The organism is Marinobacter adhaerens HP15 (assembly GCF_000166295.1).
GTDB lineage: Bacteria > Pseudomonadota > Gammaproteobacteria > Pseudomonadales > Oleiphilaceae > Marinobacter > Marinobacter adhaerens.
The window spans coordinates 60,992-79,388 of record NC_017507.1; the positions used below are offsets into that span (position 1 = coordinate 60,992).

12 protein-coding genes are annotated in these 18,397 nt (G+C 53.2%); 9 read left to right on the forward strand and 3 right to left on the reverse strand.

Annotated elements, in window-relative coordinates; translation table 11 throughout:
* The first annotated feature begins 15 nt into the window (after positions 1 to 15).
* The 5 genes from tviB to wecA all read left to right on the forward strand — a co-directional run bounded on the left by tviB (position 16) and on the right by wecA (position 6,018).
* A complete protein-coding gene (gene tviB, locus HP15_RS21155) occupies positions 16 to 1,278 on the forward strand; it encodes a Vi polysaccharide biosynthesis UDP-N-acetylglucosamine C-6 dehydrogenase TviB (protein ID WP_014579354.1) in 1,263 nt (420 codons plus the stop codon).
* A gap of 83 nt (positions 1,279 to 1,361) precedes the next feature.
* Positions 1,362 to 3,203, forward strand: a complete 1,842-nt coding sequence (glmS, locus tag HP15_RS21160; RefSeq protein WP_014579355.1) for a glutamine--fructose-6-phosphate transaminase (isomerizing) — start codon at positions 1,362 to 1,364, stop codon at positions 3,201 to 3,203.
* Positions 3,204 to 3,347: 144 nt separating this feature from the next.
* A complete protein-coding gene (locus tag HP15_RS21165) occupies positions 3,348 to 4,100 on the forward strand; it encodes a PH domain-containing protein (RefSeq protein WP_014579356.1) in 753 nt (250 codons plus the stop codon).
* Positions 4,101 to 4,115: 15 nt separating this feature from the next.
* A complete protein-coding gene (locus HP15_RS21170) occupies positions 4,116 to 4,499 on the forward strand; it encodes a DUF6316 family protein (RefSeq protein ID WP_014579357.1) in 384 nt (127 codons plus the stop codon).
* Positions 4,500 to 4,893: 394 nt separating this feature from the next.
* Positions 4,894 to 6,018 carry a UDP-N-acetylglucosamine--undecaprenyl-phosphate N-acetylglucosaminephosphotransferase gene (gene wecA, locus HP15_RS21180; protein ID WP_049784536.1) on the forward strand — a complete coding sequence of 375 codons (1,125 nt, stop codon included), beginning with the start codon at positions 4,894 to 4,896 and terminating at the stop codon, positions 6,016 to 6,018.
* An 896-nt stretch (positions 6,019 to 6,914) separates the two neighbouring features.
* On the opposite strand, the gene HP15_RS21185 is transcribed toward wecA, so the two are convergent.
* Positions 6,915 to 7,247, reverse strand: a complete 333-nt coding sequence (locus HP15_RS21185) for a hypothetical protein (RefSeq protein WP_014579360.1) — start codon at positions 7,245 to 7,247, stop codon at positions 6,915 to 6,917.
* Between the two features lie 250 nt (positions 7,248 to 7,497).
* On the opposite strand from HP15_RS21185, the gene HP15_RS21190 reads away from it, so the two are divergent.
* The 4 genes from HP15_RS21190 to HP15_RS21205 all read left to right on the forward strand — a co-directional run bounded on the left by HP15_RS21190 (position 7,498) and on the right by HP15_RS21205 (position 15,525).
* Complete coding sequence (locus tag HP15_RS21190; RefSeq protein WP_014579361.1) at positions 7,498 to 8,841, forward strand: S8 family peptidase; 1,344 nt, start codon at positions 7,498 to 7,500, stop codon at positions 8,839 to 8,841.
* A 934-nt stretch (positions 8,842 to 9,775) separates the two neighbouring features.
* Positions 9,776 to 11,104, forward strand: coding sequence for an outer membrane protein transport protein (locus HP15_RS21195; protein ID WP_014579363.1), 1,329 nt, complete (start codon positions 9,776 to 9,778; stop codon positions 11,102 to 11,104).
* A gap of 13 nt (positions 11,105 to 11,117) precedes the next feature.
* Positions 11,118 to 14,378 (forward strand): Ig-like domain-containing protein, encoded by a 3,261-nt coding sequence (locus tag HP15_RS21200; RefSeq protein WP_014579364.1) that lies wholly within the window; start codon positions 11,118 to 11,120, stop codon positions 14,376 to 14,378.
* Between the two features lie 448 nt (positions 14,379 to 14,826).
* On the forward strand, positions 14,827 to 15,525 hold the full coding sequence (locus tag HP15_RS21205; RefSeq protein ID WP_169702247.1) for a hypothetical protein: 699 nt from the start codon (positions 14,827 to 14,829) through the stop codon (positions 15,523 to 15,525).
* Positions 15,526 to 15,644: 119 nt separating this feature from the next.
* On the opposite strand, the gene HP15_RS21210 is transcribed toward HP15_RS21205, so the two are convergent.
* Both HP15_RS21210 and HP15_RS21785 read right to left on the reverse strand, forming a co-directional pair.
* A complete protein-coding gene (locus tag HP15_RS21210; protein ID WP_169702248.1) occupies positions 15,645 to 17,279 on the reverse strand; it encodes an Ig-like domain-containing protein in 1,635 nt (544 codons plus the stop codon).
* A gap of 5 nt (positions 17,280 to 17,284) precedes the next feature.
* The gene (locus HP15_RS21785) at positions 17,285 to 18,385 is read right to left on the reverse strand and encodes an OmpA family protein (protein ID WP_014579367.1); all 1,101 of its coding nucleotides are present in this window, start codon (positions 18,383 to 18,385) and stop codon (positions 17,285 to 17,287) included.
* Between the last annotated feature and the right edge of the window lie 12 nt (positions 18,386 to 18,397).

Here is an 18,397-nt window from a genome sequence, read left to right on the forward strand (position 1 = left end):
TCAAAGGAGTGAACGATGAGAAACATAGCTGTTATTGGCCTAGGTTACGTTGGGCTGCCGCTGGCTGTCGCATTCGGAGAGAAACGCCCTGTGGTGGGTTTTGATATCAACGCCAAACGAATTGGTGAGCTTCAACGTGGCCACGATGTGACACGGGAGGTGTCTTCTGAGGAGCTTGCTAACGCCTCGCACCTTCGATGTACCGATTCACTTGACGACTTGAAAGATTGCACTGTTTTTATTGTCACCGTCCCGACGCCAATTGATGAGTTCAAAACACCTGATTTAACGCCGTTAATTAAAGCGAGCGAAACTGTGGGCGTGGTCCTTAAGCCGGGTGACATTGTGATCTACGAGTCCACCGTGTACCCCGGTGCGACGGAGGAAGTTTGTGTTCCGGTCCTTGAGCGCTTATCCGGTTTGAAGTTTAACGAAGACTTTTATGCTGGGTATAGCCCGGAGCGAATCAATCCGGGGGATAAGGAACATCGAGTCACCACCATCATGAAGGTAACGTCAGGTTCGACGCCCGCCATTGCTGCGGAGGTGGATGCGTTGTACGCAGACATCATCACAGCGGGCACTCACAAAGCCAGTTCCATCAAAGTCGCTGAGGCGGCAAAGGTCATCGAAAACACCCAACGGGACCTCAACATCGCACTGATGAATGAGTTGTCGATGATTTTTAATCGGCTGGGTATCGATACGCACGAGGTGTTGGCTGCAGCTGGCACCAAGTGGAACTTTTTACCGTTTAAGCCGGGCCTTGTGGGTGGCCATTGTATTGGCGTGGATCCGTATTACCTCACGCATAAAGCCCAGGCGATTGGATATCACCCCGAGATTATTCTGGCTGGCCGCCGTGTGAATGATGGTATGGGCCCATACGCGGCGGCAGAGCTCGTAAAGGCAATGATCAAGAGGGGCGTTACGATCGCAGATAGCCGTGTGTTGGTGATGGGGCTCACTTTCAAAGAAAATTGCCCGGATTTGCGAAACACGCGGGTTGTGGATGTGATCGACGAGCTAAGGGACTATGGCTGCGTGGTTGATGTGACCGATTGTTGGGCCGATCCGGTCGAAGCTAAGCATGAGTATGGCCTGAAACTGGTGGCTGAGCCACAGCAGGGCTTTTATGACGCCGTATTGTTGGCCGTGCCGCATAACGACTATGCAGCGATGTCGGCCGCAGACCTCCGGGGGTTCGCCAAACAAGGAGCCGTGTTATTTGATTTGAAGGGCGCTTTGCCGCTGGGGGAGGCGGATCTCAGGTTATAACGAGTAAGCTGTCCCTTGATAGACGTGGGTGCAGTGGTACGGATAGAGCCTTTTTCGAAAGCATTTTTCAGAGAGTGTCCTTTATGTGTGGAATTGTAGGCGCAGTGAGCGCCGGAGACGTTACACCGTTTCTGTTGAACGGACTCAATACCCTCGAATACCGGGGTTATGATTCCGCCGGATTGGCGTTACTGAACGATGGCCTGCGGCGTGCGCGCGCCGTTGGACGAGTATCGGAGCTAGAGTCTCTTGTAGCACAGGACGCGCTGGCTGGTCGGTTGGGGATTGCGCACACACGCTGGGCCACGCATGGGGTGCCTGCCGAACGAAATGCGCACCCTCATGTTTCCGGTGGACTAGCCGTGGTGCACAACGGCATTATCGAAAACTACGGTGAGCTTCGAGAGCAGTTGAAGGCTCTCGGTTATGAGTTCACCTCCGATACGGATACCGAGACCATTGCTCATCTGATCCAGGCGTACTTAGAAAGCAAACTTGGTAGCAGCTCCAACTCATTGTTTGGGGCCGTTCGTGAGGCCGTCAAGCACCTGAAAGGCGCCTTTGCGCTTGCCGTGATTCGCGAGGATGAGCCCGACACCCTTGTCCTGGCTCGCGAGGGCTCGCCTTTGATGTTGGGTATTGGAAACGATGGGTACTTCGCGGCATCGGATGCGTCGGCGTTGGTTGGCGAAACGCGGCGGCTGATGTACCTGGAGAACGGCGATGTCGCCCAAATGACCCGTCAGGCTGTGACGATTGTGGACGGCAGCGGCCGCGCGGTTGAGCGTGAAGAAGTCATCTCGACAATAGCTGCCGATGCGGTGCAGCTGGGCGAATTTAACCACTACATGCAAAAAGAGATTTTTGAGCAGCCGCAGGCGCTGGGCAATACGCTTGAAATGCTCGGTGGTGTCGAGGGTGTGCAGGCTGGATTGCTTGGCGCTGATGCTGAACAAACGCTCGATTTGGTGGATTCGGTTCTTATTTTGGCCTGCGGCACGTCGAGTTACGCGGGTATGGTGGCGCGCTATTGGGTCGAGGCGATTGCCAGCATACCCTGTTCGGTCGAAATTGCCAGCGAATATCGGTACCGTCAGTCGGTGCCAAATGAACGTCAGCTGATCGTTGTTATTTCTCAATCTGGTGAAACGGCGGATACGATTGCGGCGCTCGAGCATGCGAAAAGCCTTGGGCATCGGCACACGCTCGCCATCTGTAACGTGCCTGAGTCGGCTATCGTGCGGCAAGCGGCTTTGAGATTTATCACCCGGGCAGGGCCAGAAATTGGTGTAGCGTCCACGAAAGCATTTACCACGCAGCTTGCTACGTTGTTTTTGTTGACGCTTTTGCTGGCCAAAGCACGGGGAACCTTAGACGCCTCGGACGAACAGCGGTACCTGGGCGAGATACGACATCTGCCGGTCGCGGTCGAGAAGGTTTTGTCCTTGGAGCCAAGCATTCGCAAACTGGCTCAACGGTTCAGCCAAAAGCGGCACGCGCTATTCCTGGGTCGGGGCAGGCACTATCCCATCGCGCTGGAGGGTGCTCTTAAGCTCAAGGAGATTTCCTATATTCACGCGGAGGCGTACCCGGCGGGTGAGCTTAAGCACGGTCCGCTGGCGTTGGTTGATGATGACATGCCGGTGGTGGTCGTGGCACCAAATGATCAGCTGCTTGAGAAGCTCAAGGCGAACATGGAAGAGGTTCGTGCTCGAGGCGGGGAACTGTACGTTTTCGCCGACGGTGATACCCGGGTGACTTCTGCATCCGGTTTGCATGTCTTGCGAATGCCTGAGCACTACGGCGAGTTGTCTCCCGTGCTTCACGTCGTCGCCTTGCAGTTGTTGGCATACCATGTTGCGTTGGTTAAAGGCACGGATGTCGATAAACCTCGAAATTTAGCCAAAAGCGTAACAGTCGAATGAGGCCTGTTGCTCTCAACGCAAAGGAACACAAACGGCCAAGTAGTTCTTCATCGTCTCTGCCGCAGCGCCAGTTTAGCAGTCCAATTGAGCATTGGCGGCGTAATGCTAGTAAGCCCGAGACTTTGTTAATAATAAAGGAAATTCATGATGAATGAGTCAAAGTCAACCGAGGTTCGCCAAAGTTTGAAGTCTTTGTCCCTGGCGTATTGTTTGGTACTGGCCGCAACGATTTTTACGATTTTTTCGAACAACGTGGCGGTACCCACGGAAGCTTTTTTGCTGGGGTTCGGTTTCGATGTCGTTCTGCAAGGGTCATTCAGGGTTTTGGGGCTTTTGACTGTCGCAGTGTTGCTCTATTCCCTTGTTGCATTGCCCGTATTAGGGAGGCAGTACCATGTTACGGATGATCAAATTCAAGAGGTGCGCGGGCTGCTCTCCCGAACGATTCGAAGTGCCAGGCTCGATCAAGTTTATGCGGTGAGGGTTGAGGAAAGCCCTTTAGGGCGCCTGTTTGGCTATGGCAACGTTGTTTTGGAATACGCCGACCAAAGCGTAAATAATATCGTGTTAAAAGGCGTTGATACGCCGCAAAGCATTGCCACATTGGTTGAGTACCACATCGATCGTGCGGGTCTTCGCTCGAACGAACAAGTGGCATTGCGATCGGCCTCTTCATTGATTAACGAGCTCATTGAGGAAGTGCGCGAGATGCACATTGCTCGCATCGAACTTCAAACGCGCATCGAGGCTTATCTTGACCGTCGCGAGCAGCTGGACACGATTCAAAATGAAGTGTTGCACGAATTGGCAGGACGCATGGAGCACGACTTGCCCATTATAAGCGAGGTCGTGCCCGAAGAGCCGGCCGTCGGCGGCCGGACGATCTCTCAAGCCTGATCCAGAGCCTTTACTATGAAAAAGTTCAGCATAAAAGGTTTTAAGCGATCGGCTGCTTCTGAAAAAACAGCATCTGCTGAGCACGGTAACACAGAGCGAGACAGCCAAAAGGCCGCCCCGCCACGAACATCCCGGTATGTTTCGACACAGCAGGGCTGGTTTGTGAAAACACGTGAAAATCAGGACCTTGGTCCCTTCGAATCTCGATCTATGGCCCAGGAAGCGCTCAGCCAATTCATCAAACACAGGGCGCGAGCGACCAGCCGAGAACAAAGCGATGATTATAAGTTAGGTTATTCGGTTCACGATGTTCAGGCGTGCACACGGGAGGTGTGCGCGGTCTGCATCGAGGCCGCCGAGAAGGCGGCGGCAATACAAGCCAAGCGTAATGGGTCCTAACTGACCGGCGTTAAACCCTATCAACCAGCCTCGATGCTGCCCATTCCCGCGTGTCGAGCTGTTGTTCGACGCGATAAAGCACGCTGAAAATGACGTCGAGCTCCTCGCATAGGGATGCAGGCACGTGTGAATGCCATATCGGAAGACTTTCCGCTCTGCGAAGCGCGGGGAGTGCCCGCCGCCATTCGTCTTCTGAGACCGCACCTGGCAGATTGTCAGCTATCTTGGTTGCCTGATCGTTCATCGACTACTCTGCCTCTTTTCCGTTGTCTTAAAATTGAAAATATGGCATGTCATAGTTTATCTGATAAACTAATGACCACTCAAAATACTTTCAGTAATTTTTTGGCGTGATACACGCCTCTCCCATTTGTATGCGTAGAAAGGGCACAGCATGGACGCGCAATGGACTATGTGGTTGACCACAACGGCACTGGCTCTGTTAATGCTGCTGGTTCTGAGGCCAGTGGCGACTCGGGTTGGTTTGATCGATGTGCCGGGTGATCGCAAACAACACACGGGCCATATTCCACTCATTGGAGGCGTTGGCTCGTTCGCAGCCCTTGCTCTGGCATGGTTTGTTCTGATGCCATCTAACGAACATTTCCAGCTGTTTTTTTGGTGTTCCTTTGTGTTGGTATCGATTGGAGCAATCGATGACGCGCGTGATCTCCCGGCGAAGTTTCGATTGGGGGCTCAAATTGCGATGGCTATCGTGTTGGTGACGGGCACCGGACTATACCTGGACGGCTTCGGGGATTTGTTGGGCTTTGGCGTCATTGAGTTCGGGCCATGGCTGGGGGCCTTGGTTACTATTGCAGCCGTCATCGGCGCGACAAATGCCTTTAACATGATGGATGGCATTGACGGCTTGGCGGGTATGATGAGCCTGGTGTCCTTGCTCGCCTTGACCTATTTGTTCAGTGCCAGTCCTGGTTTTGATTTTGAATTGATGTTGGCTTTCGGCATTTGCGTCGCCCTCGGACCCTATATGGCAATGAATCTGCAGTTGCCATTGTTTCGGCATAAAATTTTCATGGGTGATGCCGGTTCTATCTTTGTGGGCTTTGCCATCGTGTGGTTGTTGGTATGCGGAACACAATCTGATGCTCAAGCGTTCAGGCCGGTGACCGCATTGTGGATTATCGCCGTTCCTCTGATGGATATGGTCGCTATTATGGTTCGTCGGGCGCGCAAGGGGCAGTCCTTGATGAAACCCGATCGGGAGCACTTGCACCATATCTTCTTGAGGGCAGGATTTAACCAGCGTCAGGCACTGCTTACGATCACGTTTGTTGCAACCGTTCTCGCGGCCGTCGGGCTGACCGGAGAGGTTTATCAGGTGCCTGAGTGGATCATGTTTGCCGGTTTTTTGGGGCTGTTCATGCTCTATGACCGAGCCCTCAGTCATGTATGGCGTTTGCTGGTACTCTTTCGGAAAACGTGTCTGTGGGGAGCTGTTGGCGATCCTCAGGCGTCGCCAGAGCCGGTTCGGCCTGTCTCTCGCGGTCAAAAATAGCTCTCAGGCTGACAGGCTGAATGTGAGAGGCGATCCAGGCACGCTGTGCCAAAGTAGTTTCTGATATCCACTTTGAGGTGACTGGCTCGCTGGGTCTGGCTCCGACCGTTATCCAGTAGTTGTATTCAAATCGAATCATCGCCGCGGTAACCAGCGCTTCGTCAAAGTCAGCCTGTTCGGAGTCTGGGTCTTGACGGAATTTTTTGGCGCTGACATTTCGAATGCACTCGTAGTGGCTGTAGTGGTCACCGTTAGCGGCTCGCAATCGTTGCAGTACGGCAATGAATATTGAAAACTCGCCAGAGAACGGGCACCGTCGCTGCTGAATACTTACGCCGGTAATCCCGGTATCGAGAAGCGGATCGCGGGCTCTTAGGGATGAGGCGGGTGCTGTTAATGACGTCGTAGGGCACTGCACCTCCGCTAATTTCTGGCACGCACGCACCCACAATCGTTTAAGTGACTCCTCGGGATCATCTGTTTGATCCGAGCAATAAGCAGATATAGAACCGTGGGTATGATTGCGTTTGAAGCGCCAGGCACGTGCTTTGCCGTGCCGACTGAACCCCCTCGGTGCCCAAAGTGCAGTGTTGTCTCCCAGCATGACCCTTCTGAAAGTCATAGGGAAGCCGGCAATACACACTTCAGGTTGGGGTTGACGAAATCCGTTGTTGAGGACGACGTGAATCACGTGCTGGTCGCGTTCGCTCAATTCGTTCGACATTAACTATTCCAATATCATCGCATGGACTATTTGAGACTGTACAAATCGAGTCTGTGATGATACGTTTATTTTGCAGTTCGGTGAATCCCTAACTGCATAGCACAGTCGAGAATATCGTCGCGTATTGACGACCCCGCCCCAGGCGGGGTTTTTTTATCTTTGGCAGATCGTATCAACGTTTTTGATTCAGTTGCGCCTTGATGTCTTGCTCAAGTTTTTGAACATCAATGGTGTATTGTGGGTCAAAATCAATGCTCAGCAACTCCTTAATCCAGGCCAACTTGTCCGTGTTTTCCACAAACTGCAGAACCGGTACGAACGTTTGGCGGTTGTCGTTGATTACCCAGCTCACAAGGGGCGCCCGATAGTGTTCACCGTCTGGCCCCACTTGGTCCTGTTGGTCGGTTTCCAGATGCCAACCTATATGTAGATCCATGACGCCACACGCCTCTTCAATTTCTTTTTCACGAGTCAAACCGATTGCGCGGTTGAAGTTGGTGCTCATGATCTGGCTCTCCCAATGGAATAGATGCGGTTCAATGATTCATATTAAACGCGGTTCACATTTTGAATATACGCGCCCGATGTGAACGAGTTGTCCTCACCTTGGGCCAACTTTCGGTCATTACCGTGATGACCTGTTTTGTGGATTAAAACCTTTTGTTGGCCTCTTATGACGTGAGAAGGCGGGGGCTGCGGCACAAACTGTAATGGGCATAGTATAGACTAAGGCAAAACAGACGAAGAGGTGTTTTATGAATATTGCATTTAAAACGATGGTCCCAGCAAGTTGCCTAGCCGCGGTGTTGGCCGCGACACCGCTGTCCGCACATGCCGGATTGTTTTCCTCCTTGTTTTCAAAGCCAGCGCCAGTCCCCGTCGAAGAAACGACGCGGGACGCTGTGTCTGTGATGGAACAGCGTTACATTGTGACGCTTGCGCCAAACGTTAACCGCATTCTGAACATTACGGACGGTGTGCAGGCGGCTTTGGATCGGTTGCTGACTGCTGTTGGAGGTGGGCGGATTCTTTTCGTTTATGAGAACGTGATGCAGGGGGCGACGGTGCAACTGACTGAGCGTCAAGCGCGCCTCTTGGAAAGCCTTCCGGGTGTGTTGTCCGTTGAGCAAGACTCGTGGATGTCCGCCGTTAATACTCAGACACAGCAGGATGCCACTTGGGGCCTCGACCGTGTCGATCAGGTAACGCTGCCCTTAGACTCGCAGTATACGTACCCCGCGGTTTCAGGTGAGGGCGTGAATGTGTATGTTTTGGACACAGGGATCAGAACAGATCACGTGGATTTTCAGGGCCGGGCTTCGGGCGTCAATTTCCATGATGATAGCGGGTTGGCTGGTGGAGGCGGGGGAGGAATCCCGCTGTTGGGCGATTTACTCGGCCTGTTGTTCGGGGGATTAATTCCTTTCTCTGATGAAGAGGCAATTTCCGCGTATTCGGCGGAGGATTGCAATGGGCACGGTACGCACGTGGCGTCCACGGCCACCGGCACCTTGTTCGGCGTCGCAAAACAAAGTCAGGTTGTAGGCCTCAGAGTACTGGGATGTAACGGTTCCGGGGCAACCAGCGCCATTATCGAGGCACTTGATTGGCTCGTTGTAAATGCAGAATATCCGGCCGTGGCCAACATGTCGCTCGGCGGAGGTAATTCCCAAGCGCTAGACAACGCCGTCCGTGAAGTGGTCTCGGCGGGCATCCCAGTCGTTGTGGCGGCGGGTAACAGTGACGCGAGCGCGTGTGGTGGTTCACCGAACCGGGTTGAGGAAGCCATCACGGTTGGCGCGACGGACCGTCGCGACCGTCGAAGCAGCTTTTCAAATCACGGGGAATGCGTCGATATTATGGCGCCCGGTAGCAGCATTACTGCTGCCTGGCATACCGGCGACATGGATTTCAACACGATCAGTGGCACCTCGATGGCATCGCCTCACGTGGCGGGCGCGGCCGCGCTCCTGCTCAGCGAGGATCCCTCGATGACGCCCGAGCAGGTTGCCGAAGCGCTTATCTCGCAGGGTAGCTCTAACCAACTCACGGACCTGAAAGGCTCGCCAAATTTGCTGTTGAATATTAGCCCCCAATAACGCGTGTTGTGCTGAGGTCTAACAAAGCTGCCGGGTGAAACCGGCGGCTTTATTGCTTTTGGTTGTCGCAACGAAAAGGTTTTGCTCGAAGCCTAATCTGATGGCAATTTCCAGCCTGTATACACATTCTCATGGAGCTCGCCCCTAGAAACTGGGGTTTCGGCGATGCCTCACCATATCGTTCAAGGCAATATCTCGTGATGCAATCCACGCTTTCCGAGTATCGTCATACTCCAAGCCCCGACGTTGCAGTTCGATGGGTGTCGAACTGTGCACAAACTCAAGTGTCCCGAGGCCGTTGCACCGAATTCGATTAGATCGGCCCGTCGTAATGAAGCTGACTGTTTTGTTGAAGGATGTTTCATTTTGATCGTGAATAGCCAGCGCACTTTCCAGGCTAACGTAGTTAAAGCAATGTGGCCGAAGTAGGTCGGCTAAATGGAATAGATACCATTGTTCGTCGCCACTGGTGAGTTCGTTTTTTAGAAAACCCCGGCAGACTTGTGAAATGAAGCCAAAGTCCTTGGCTCGACTGATCAAAGATCGATGAGAAGCCTCTGATTGTTCAGGGAACAGATGCCAGAGCCCTGTTGTGCGAAACAGAGTGGGCGTTTTGGTGTCTGCGTCACCTTCAAGAATTTGGACCAGTCGCCTCATTGGACGCAATTTAGCATTGGTAGTCATAGGTTAACGAGCGTAATGGATGTGTATGCCATGTTTACGTGCGACATCGACGCAACGGTGGTGTGTGGTTGCGTGAACCGGATCGACATTATGGTACGTCGAGAAAGCATTGTAAGTCCATGCAAGCAAGAGTCGTAACGGCGACGAGTTTTGAGTGATAAAATGTAAAACATGTCAATAAGCCCTTGGCATAAGATGGACGATACGATAACTTTCCGAATGCCAAAAATAAAATAAAGGAAGTATCTCTATGAGAAAACAAAAAAGCCGCCTGTCACTCGCGATCGCATTGCCGTTTGTTTGGGGCTCTTCGCAGGCCAGTATGGGTAACCTTGGCACGACGTATGGCTTGATGCCAGGAGACATTGCGACGGCTCAGGCCCTGTCCATGTTCAATGAGCAAGCCTCTGCGACCTACTATAACCCGTCCTATCTCACAGCAGATGAACGTGGCGAAATGACCGCAGGTATTCTGCATGCCGACCAGGAGCTTCGTGCCGCGCGTTCGGGCGCCAATAGCGACGTACTGTCCGATTCACCTTCCCAGCACGTTTTACTTGGATTCAAGACCAATCTGGCGTCTTTAACCCGTGCTGAGCGGCCCTTGTATTTGGGGCTGGTACTCGGTGTTGAGAAGTACGGTAAGGAAATGCTGGCATTCAAGTCAGAGACGTCTGAAACGGGGCAGTTTCTTCAATTTGGACGCGAGCCGCTGTTTTTGAATGTCGGTGGCGCAGCACCGTTGATGGATGGCTTGTCTGTCGGTGCCTCTGCTCGGGTGACGCTAGAAGCAGCGGCCAACCTTCAGGCGGTCTCTGAGCTAAACGGTGAGACCACTCAGGAGCGGTTATCTGTCAACGCAGAGCCTTCACTCAAAGCGATTCTGGGCGCGACCATTACGCCCGCGGAGCTGTTCTGCGAGTCTGATTGTTTTTGGGATGGCTGGGAGATGGCTCTGGCGTATCGAACCAAATCGGCCGCTTCGACGTCCGTTGATTCCAACGTTATTGTCAATCAAACCATTCCCGATCCCGGGTTAACCATTGCCGTATCCACGATTGACTCCTTCCAACCGGAGACGTTTGCTCTGGGTGTGCAGTACAAAGGCGACCGTTGGCGCGTCGGTGGTTCCGTTGAACAACAGCGGTGGTCGGAACTGGAGGACGAATTTGCCTCGGACACCATCAAAGATCAGGAAAGTCTTTCTCCTGCCGAACGCATTCAGTTCAGCGACATCATCATTCCTCGTTTGGGTGCAGAGTATCAGTTGAATCAGAACTTCATCGTATCCTCCGGCATCGCCTATGAGGAATCGCCTCTGGATTCGACCCGTAACCAGGAATTGAATTATTTTGACACCGACAAGGCGGTCTTTGGCCTTGGTTTGACGGCGTTGTACAACCGCACTCGGATTCTCAGCTACCCGGTACGGTTGGACCTGTCCTACCAGTATCAGCGATTGCTTGAGCGCGATTTCACGACTGTCTCCGTTGACTCGTCTGGACGTACAACGGATTCGTCGGTCGTCGCCGATGGTGATATCCATGTGTTCAGCGGCTCAATCACGCTGAAGTTCTGAGTAGGAGGGTTGTATGAAACGTGCACTTTTTGGAGCAGTATCCAGCGTTCTCCTGCTCACAGCGTGTGGCGGTGGTAACGAAATTCAATCGATCGAAACGCCAGCCGACCCAGCCGCATTGGTATTCTCGTACCCCGCTGATGCACAGCGCAATGTCAGCCCGGTGGCGGACGTTGTTTTGCGCTTCAGCGAGTCGGTTGATTTGGATTCTGTGGCAGACAACGTTGTGGTGCGTCAAGCAGACTTTCAACTCCCGTTTACGGTTGAATCGGTCGATGGAGGGCGCAGTGTTGTTTTGCGGTTTTCTGAGTCATTGGCTCAGGGCGCTGACTTCGAGGTGGTTTTCGAGCGCCCTGTGATAACGGCTTCTGGGGCTGAGATCGCCAATCCCGTGAGGGGTAACAACGATCAAGCGGGTATTCAGTTCTCGACCCGGGCAGGGCTGACGGGTATTGCCGGTCTCGACTCAACGAGCGAACAATTTTCGATCCGTTCGGTCGTTCCTGCCGATGGCACGCCCTTTGAGCCATCGGATCTGGCGGCATTTCGGCTCGAACTTTCACAAGCGATCGATCCGTCCTGGCGAGAGAAGGGTGGCTCGATACGACTGCTCGATCAGGACGGTTCCGAGGTCCCCGTCAATGTCTTGATCAACAATCGCCTAATCACAGTCGACCCCTGCACCACGTCGACGGAGAGAGGGTGTGGCAGTCCGGATGATCAGTTGATCGGCGGTCAGGCGTACACACTTGAGATTACCGACCTTGCGTCTTTGAGCGGGCAGCGTCTGAATCAGTCGCAGACCTTCCGTGTTCGAGAAACCGAACCGACCGCGGTTCAGTTTCAGAACGCGACCGACCCTGGAGTCACAGAAGGCGGCCCAGTCATAAAGTCGCGCCTAAACGATCAGGCCGTAAACGGTATTGTGTTGAACTCGGTCCTTCAAGGGACAACGGATCAGTCAGAGTCGCTTGGCAGTCTCTTTACCGAATTGGCCTTTGCCCCGACGTTTGAGGCCGACGAGGCGTTGCCGTTGCGGATTCCTCGTGGCAGTCGGTTGCTTGGCAGTTCACTGCCGGTTCGAGTGAACGGCACGGTCCCGATCATCGATGAGGAAACCCAGGCCCTGCAACGTACCGGTGACATCAACGTTGTGATGGTGTCCGATGCGACTGGATATCTTCTGCCAAATCCCTATACCGATAACCAAGCTGCGCCGAAGCACGTTCGTCTGTTTATGGATGTGGCGATGAATACCGAACGGCCTCAGCCGAACGCTTCGCTCTCCCAAAACCTTCTGCATGTTGAGTTGGTCGGTATTGCCCTTGTCGAGGATGGCATTCTCACAATCGATGCGTTGTCGATTGTTGAGCCTAATTTGTTGGGCCAAGAGGTCACAGACGCGACGGTCGCCTTTCAGATCCAGGCGGACACCGATGTGGATGTCCAATTTGAAGCTATTCAACAGCGGCTTGAAGACACACAAGGACCACAGCTTGTCAGTTGGCAACCGGGGCCTGATGAGGTGTTTCCAGGCGACAGGGACCAGATTCAGCGGCCAGGTGATCCGGTGTCATTGTTTTATGACGAGCCCCTGTTGCCGGCTTCTGCAGAGCAGGGCATCACTGTTTTCGAGGGCGGTGTAGAGGTGCCTGCGCGAGTACAGGTCGATGGAACGGCGGTGACGGTTAACCCACTCGGCGGGCTCAAGCATGGTGTGCCTTATACGATTGCCGTTGGTGGTGAGCTGACGGATGTGGCGGGTAACAGTGTCGTTTCTCAGTCTCTCGAATTCGAGTTGCCTGATTTGGGTGGCAATTCTGTGGCGAGGGTGTCCCCATTGCCGTTGACTACCTACCCCGGATACCCCTGTGTTACGACGGGTGTCAATCTTCAGGCGGATAATCACGGTCAGTGTTTAGATGATGCGCCGGGCGGTCCTCTTGGTGACGTTTTGCCCATCACTCGGATACCGTCTGACCGGCCGATCGTCGTGGTGTTTTCAAATTCAATTGATCTCAGCACCGTGCGGTTGGGTGAGACCTTCACGGTTGAACGGTTGAATGAGAGCGGCTCTGCTGCCGAAACTGTCGCTGGACGGTTGGAACTGAGCCATCAGCGGATTCGATTCTTCCCCGATGAACCCTGGCAACCAGGTGCTGCGTACCGGTACACGCTCAGGTCTAACACAGTCGGCGATTGTACCGCTGCCATATGCTCCGAAGACGGTCTGCCGATTCAAACGGATTTGCTGGTCGATCCTAGCGATGTTGGCGGGCCAGATCTCGAGATTGCTTTCCGTGGAAAAGATCCCATACGAGCCGTTTATACACCACTACGCAATCTGCCGGTTCGCGACGTAAACTCCAACTATGAGGTGGATTGCGGGTCGCTTGGGTCAACGGAATGTCTTGAACCATTTGATCACGAGGCTGACCCATTGAACGCAGGAGAGTTCCTGCCGTCTGAAAACGCCGCCAAGTTAGTCGTGCGTGAAAACGAGAACGCGTCGGCTTTGGGCATTCCGCTGAGAGCTAATGTCGGGTGTTCGCCTGGCGAGTCTTGCCCGAGGAATAAGTTCATCTATCAAACATTTGCGTTGAACACCGAAGTGGTTGGGCCGGTCGATCCTTCCGATCCTGAGAGTGGTGTGCGGGTTCTGCTCTACCCAACGCAGCTCGCTGCAACGTCCTTGAGTGTCTTTTTGGACGTCTTTGGTGAGCAGGCGACAGGACCGACCATTCTTCGAATGCGGTATGAGCCCCGTACCGAAGACAACCCAGAGGGCTTAATCCCTGGCCGCATATTTGAGGGGCCAGATGGAGGGACTCGGTTTGAAACGGTTGCGCAGCTATACCTAGACGGCCCCAATCTCAGCTTGCCTGCCGCACAGCTCCTCGAGCATGACCTCTACAGCAAAGAGATCACACTCAAGCTTGAGGGCCCGATCCGCTTCTTTGATGATGGTCGTATGCAAGTGACCTTATTGTCAGTAGAGGCGATCCCCTTGGATGTTAACGTCGACATCGTGCTCCCACTCGTCGGCGATGTGCCTGTTCTTGGGGATCTGTTGAATCTGGTGACGGATGATTTGCTGACGGAGGTGGGTAACGTTGTGGACGGACTGCTTTGCCTTCTCGACCCAAACTGCGACGAACCCCGCCAGGCTGAGGGAACCGTAAACATTCCTCTGGAGATCCCGGCAGGTGGGATTAACCTCAACTTTGTGTCGTTTCCGATAAAGCAGTTGCCCGTTGAAACGAACGGTCGCTGATCAACATAAAGTGCTGTAATAATGACTGCAGCGGTGGTTTTTTGTCCCTCGAGAGGGGATGAGGGCCACCGCTTTCGTCGTTTGGTTAGTAGCAACGTAAGTTCGTTAGCCAAAGATAGGATTAGCCATTTTTACACAGCCTGAAGGGCAAGAAATCAGGCCGTGTCATTCCTCGCTTTTGTCTTAAACCTCCACGTCCCTTGTTTTTCGGTACTTCTCCGTCTGCCCATCAAATATGACAGATAAAAAGCCCTCGACAGATATTCTATTGAAGAATAACGTCAGACTAAAATGGTCTATGTTTAACAACAAATAAAATCCCATTTTGAACAACGCTCTACCAATAGCAGTCGGAAATTGCTGCCTTCCTTTTGTTTACATGATGCTGAACGAAATGATTACTGTTAATATAGCTCTTGGGTATAGATCTATTTCAGGTGATTCTTTTGTGATTCGAAAACATTATGTGACAGAGAATGGCATTAGCACCGAGGGCTGGTTGACGACTGTTAGACTGGCCGGTAAGCAATATGAAAAGTTTTTTCCACTGAGGAGAGGAGGCGAGCCAACCGCTGAAATTTGGAATCAGTACCAAAAGAAACGGGCGCGCTATTATGACGCGCGATGGAAAGCCCGTGAGGCCGCGCTACAGTACCTAAGGTTTATTAGTACAAGTTCGCCAAAGGCGGGCTTGAGAGGATCCGGTGTCCATGGAATCGAACTAGAGATTGCATTTGAGGGTTCGTCAAACGATTACCTGTGTTATTTCGTTGTGGGCTTGGAATCCACGATCACAAAAGTGGCAATCACGTCAGACCGGCCTTTAAATAAAGCCTGGGAGAGAGCCGTGAGAACCTGGGGCCGACAATACGAGATTCGTGAGAAAGATATTGCGAGAGTGTTGTTAAATGTTCCGACGGTTGATGCGTTTGAGCGTCTGCGGAATCACTTAAACAAGTCTGGTTCTGAGCGGATCCCTTCACGAGTGACGAAGTTAACGCAACGCCGAGCAACGCAGGGAACTCTGCGTAAAACATTACAGAAAAAGGTGATGAATTCGGCGGAGGCGCTCGACGATGTTGCATCGTTTGCTCAGGGACTGCAGCAGGAGATCGCCCAGTTCCAAAAGTCGCGACGAAAGCGCTAATAAAAAAAGACCCGCAGGCGGGTGCGGGCCAAAGACGAACTTATCGAGTTAACACAATGCCATCCAAATTGGCGGTCCAACGGGGGCAAGCCACACTTGGGCTTGCCCCAAGTTCCCTATCAGCCTCGGCAGATCAGACCAAAGGGCAGGGCCTCTGGACAGGTGACGTTATCAAGAAGCAGGTCGAGCATTAGCAAGTCAACTAGACCGCCACCTACTGTAATCAAGCCACCGTCGCCTGTGAAACTGCGAGAGTTCAAAAGATCGATGTTGATCAGATCACCGCCTGTTTCGACGCTGAGCAAAGAGCCCTCAAGCAGACCGATACGAGCCAGGGACTGCAAGTCGGTTTGGTCGAACAATACGCCAAGCTCCGGAATCATGCTCAGTCCGTCCAGTACGACGCCGAGGCCATCTTGAACTGCTGTCGGGAGCGGGAGCCCGCTATCATCCAAGACGGCGAGATCAAGACCGAGACCGTCGTTCTGTGCAAAAAGAGCGTTTGCGAACAGTTCGGGAATTTGGCTGGGGTCCCCTCCGGTGAAGGCGTCAGCCAAGCTCTGGAGCTGTGTGGCGTCCAGGCCCAGGTCCAACGATACGGTGCACTCAGGATTTCCGCCCGGTGCGATAGCCGTTGGGTCACAAACCGCAACAACGGCTGAGTCGAACTCTGGCAGATTGCCTTCGCCAAAGAAATCGGCAGGGTCAAAGTTCGCCGGATCGAAGTTTGCGGGCAATTCGGCCAAATCGTTGACAAGCGGTAGCTTCAGAGTGAGCAAGTTGTCCGCGCTGCTCAATCCATCGTCAGGATCGCCGGTTTCGAGCAATCCGAACAGCTGGCCGACCAGGAGGTTAAGACCATCTCCAAGGCCAGGAATTTGACTTACCAAACCATCATTCAATGCAACCACAAGCCCACCGGTTCTGAAATCGGCAGAGAAGGGTGCTTCGAGGGCGTTGCCTGAAAGGTCACGTACGTTAGTAGAGACGCTTACATTGTAGTAGGTTTGACCGTTGAGGCTTTCATCTGGAATGAAGGTTACGGTGCCCTGGTTGAAACTGAATGTTCCAGAAACCGGCCCCGCAGCGGCAATTGCATCGCCGTTCTGTTGCGTCGGCGTAACAGTGAAGGATGATTCCGACACTGAGGAGGCATCAATGGGCTTGTCGAACTCTACGACGACTTGTGAGTCTGTCGCGGCCAGGGTTTCACCATTGACGGGTACGGAACTCAACGCCCTAGGCTGAGTAGTGTCAACGACGTCACTCGTGGTGAAAGTGGACATAAACGGTTCGGCATTTTTTGCGACATCCTCGCAGGCTGCCATAATGCCGCTGCCGAGATTGACCTCATACGCAGTGCCAGGTTCGAGGTTCATGTTCGGATCGATCGTGATGGTATCGGAATTCAGTGCCAAAACAGATGGCACCGAACCTGATGATCCACCATTGAGCATGACGTTAGCCATGTTGACCGTGGTTGGATCAAGCTGTGCGTTGAATGTGACCCGAACAGAGCTGTTGAGGGGGACATCCCCGGCACCGTCGGCGGGCATGACGCCATTGGTTTCGACCATCAGTACTGAGTTGGGATCGTCACAAAAACGCTCTTGTGGCGTTCGGTTGTCGACGTCGTTGCCGCCAGTATCTAGACGGGGTTCGCTGGGGCCACCGCTGCCTCCACCACCGCAGGCGGTCAAGGTAAGCGCCGATGCCATGGATATCGCTAGTAACGAAATTTTTTGCGTCGCCATGTTAATTAACTCCCTTTATTTTTGATAATTTCCGAGTATTCGCCAGATACAATGGCTTCTACTCGACGGTTTTGTGCCCGGCCCTCTACCGTGGCATTTGAGGCAATCGGTTGGCTTTCGCCCATGCCGGTGGTGCTGATTCGAGTTGAGGGGATAGAGAAGCGATCGATCAACACCTTCATGACTGCGTCGGCGCGACTTTTAGACAGCTGCTGGTTGTACGACGCGGACCCTGTGCTATCCGTGTGGCCTTCGAGCAAGATGGTCGATGTGGGGTACTGCTTGAGAACCTTGGCCAATTCACCAATCTCGGGGTAGAACTGAGGCTTGACCTCTGTTTTGTCGAGATCGAACTCTACGTAGAGAGTCTCTTTGATATCTTTGGTAAGCTCTTTCGGGCACCCATCGGAGTCGACCAACGCGCCCATCGGTGTGTCAGGGCACTTATCAAGATCATCGATTACACCGTCGCCGTCAGTATCCATGGGCGGCCTGACAACGGGCTCTGGTTTGGGCTGAACCGCAACCACCGGCTTGGGCGCAGCGGGAAATTCACGACCGAACAGGTAATGAATACCTGCAAAGTATTGACCATCGACGTAACCCTCTTCGAGTTCCGTGCGAGCCCGAACACCCGTTTCGATCATAAACCGTGGCGCAACCATCCGTTGAAAGCCACCCTCAAGATAAATGGCATCTTCAGTCTTGCCGCCACCCTGATCCACATCGATGTCTGTGTAGCTGTAACCCGCGCCACCGAAAGGACGCCAGCCACCCAAACGAAACTTACCTGGGTGCAAGCGAGCGCCAAGGGATCCACGGAACAGCTCGGTATCAAGATTCTGAGTCCGGGTTTCCGGCTCTGCGTAGCTACCCTGCAGCAGTACACTGAACGTTGGATTGAATTGATGCGTAACGTTCAGGCCACCTTCAAAATAATTTGAAAGATTATCTTGAACGGAGCCTTTGTTGTCAGAGTTGCCAGAGTCGACATAACTACCCTCAACACCGACTGACGAATAGCTGATTGGGAAGCTTTGAGATGCTCCTGCAATTAGGGGCATAAATAAGGCGGCAGTAATCGCCGTCGAAAGGGTCTTGCGCATCGAGATTTCTCC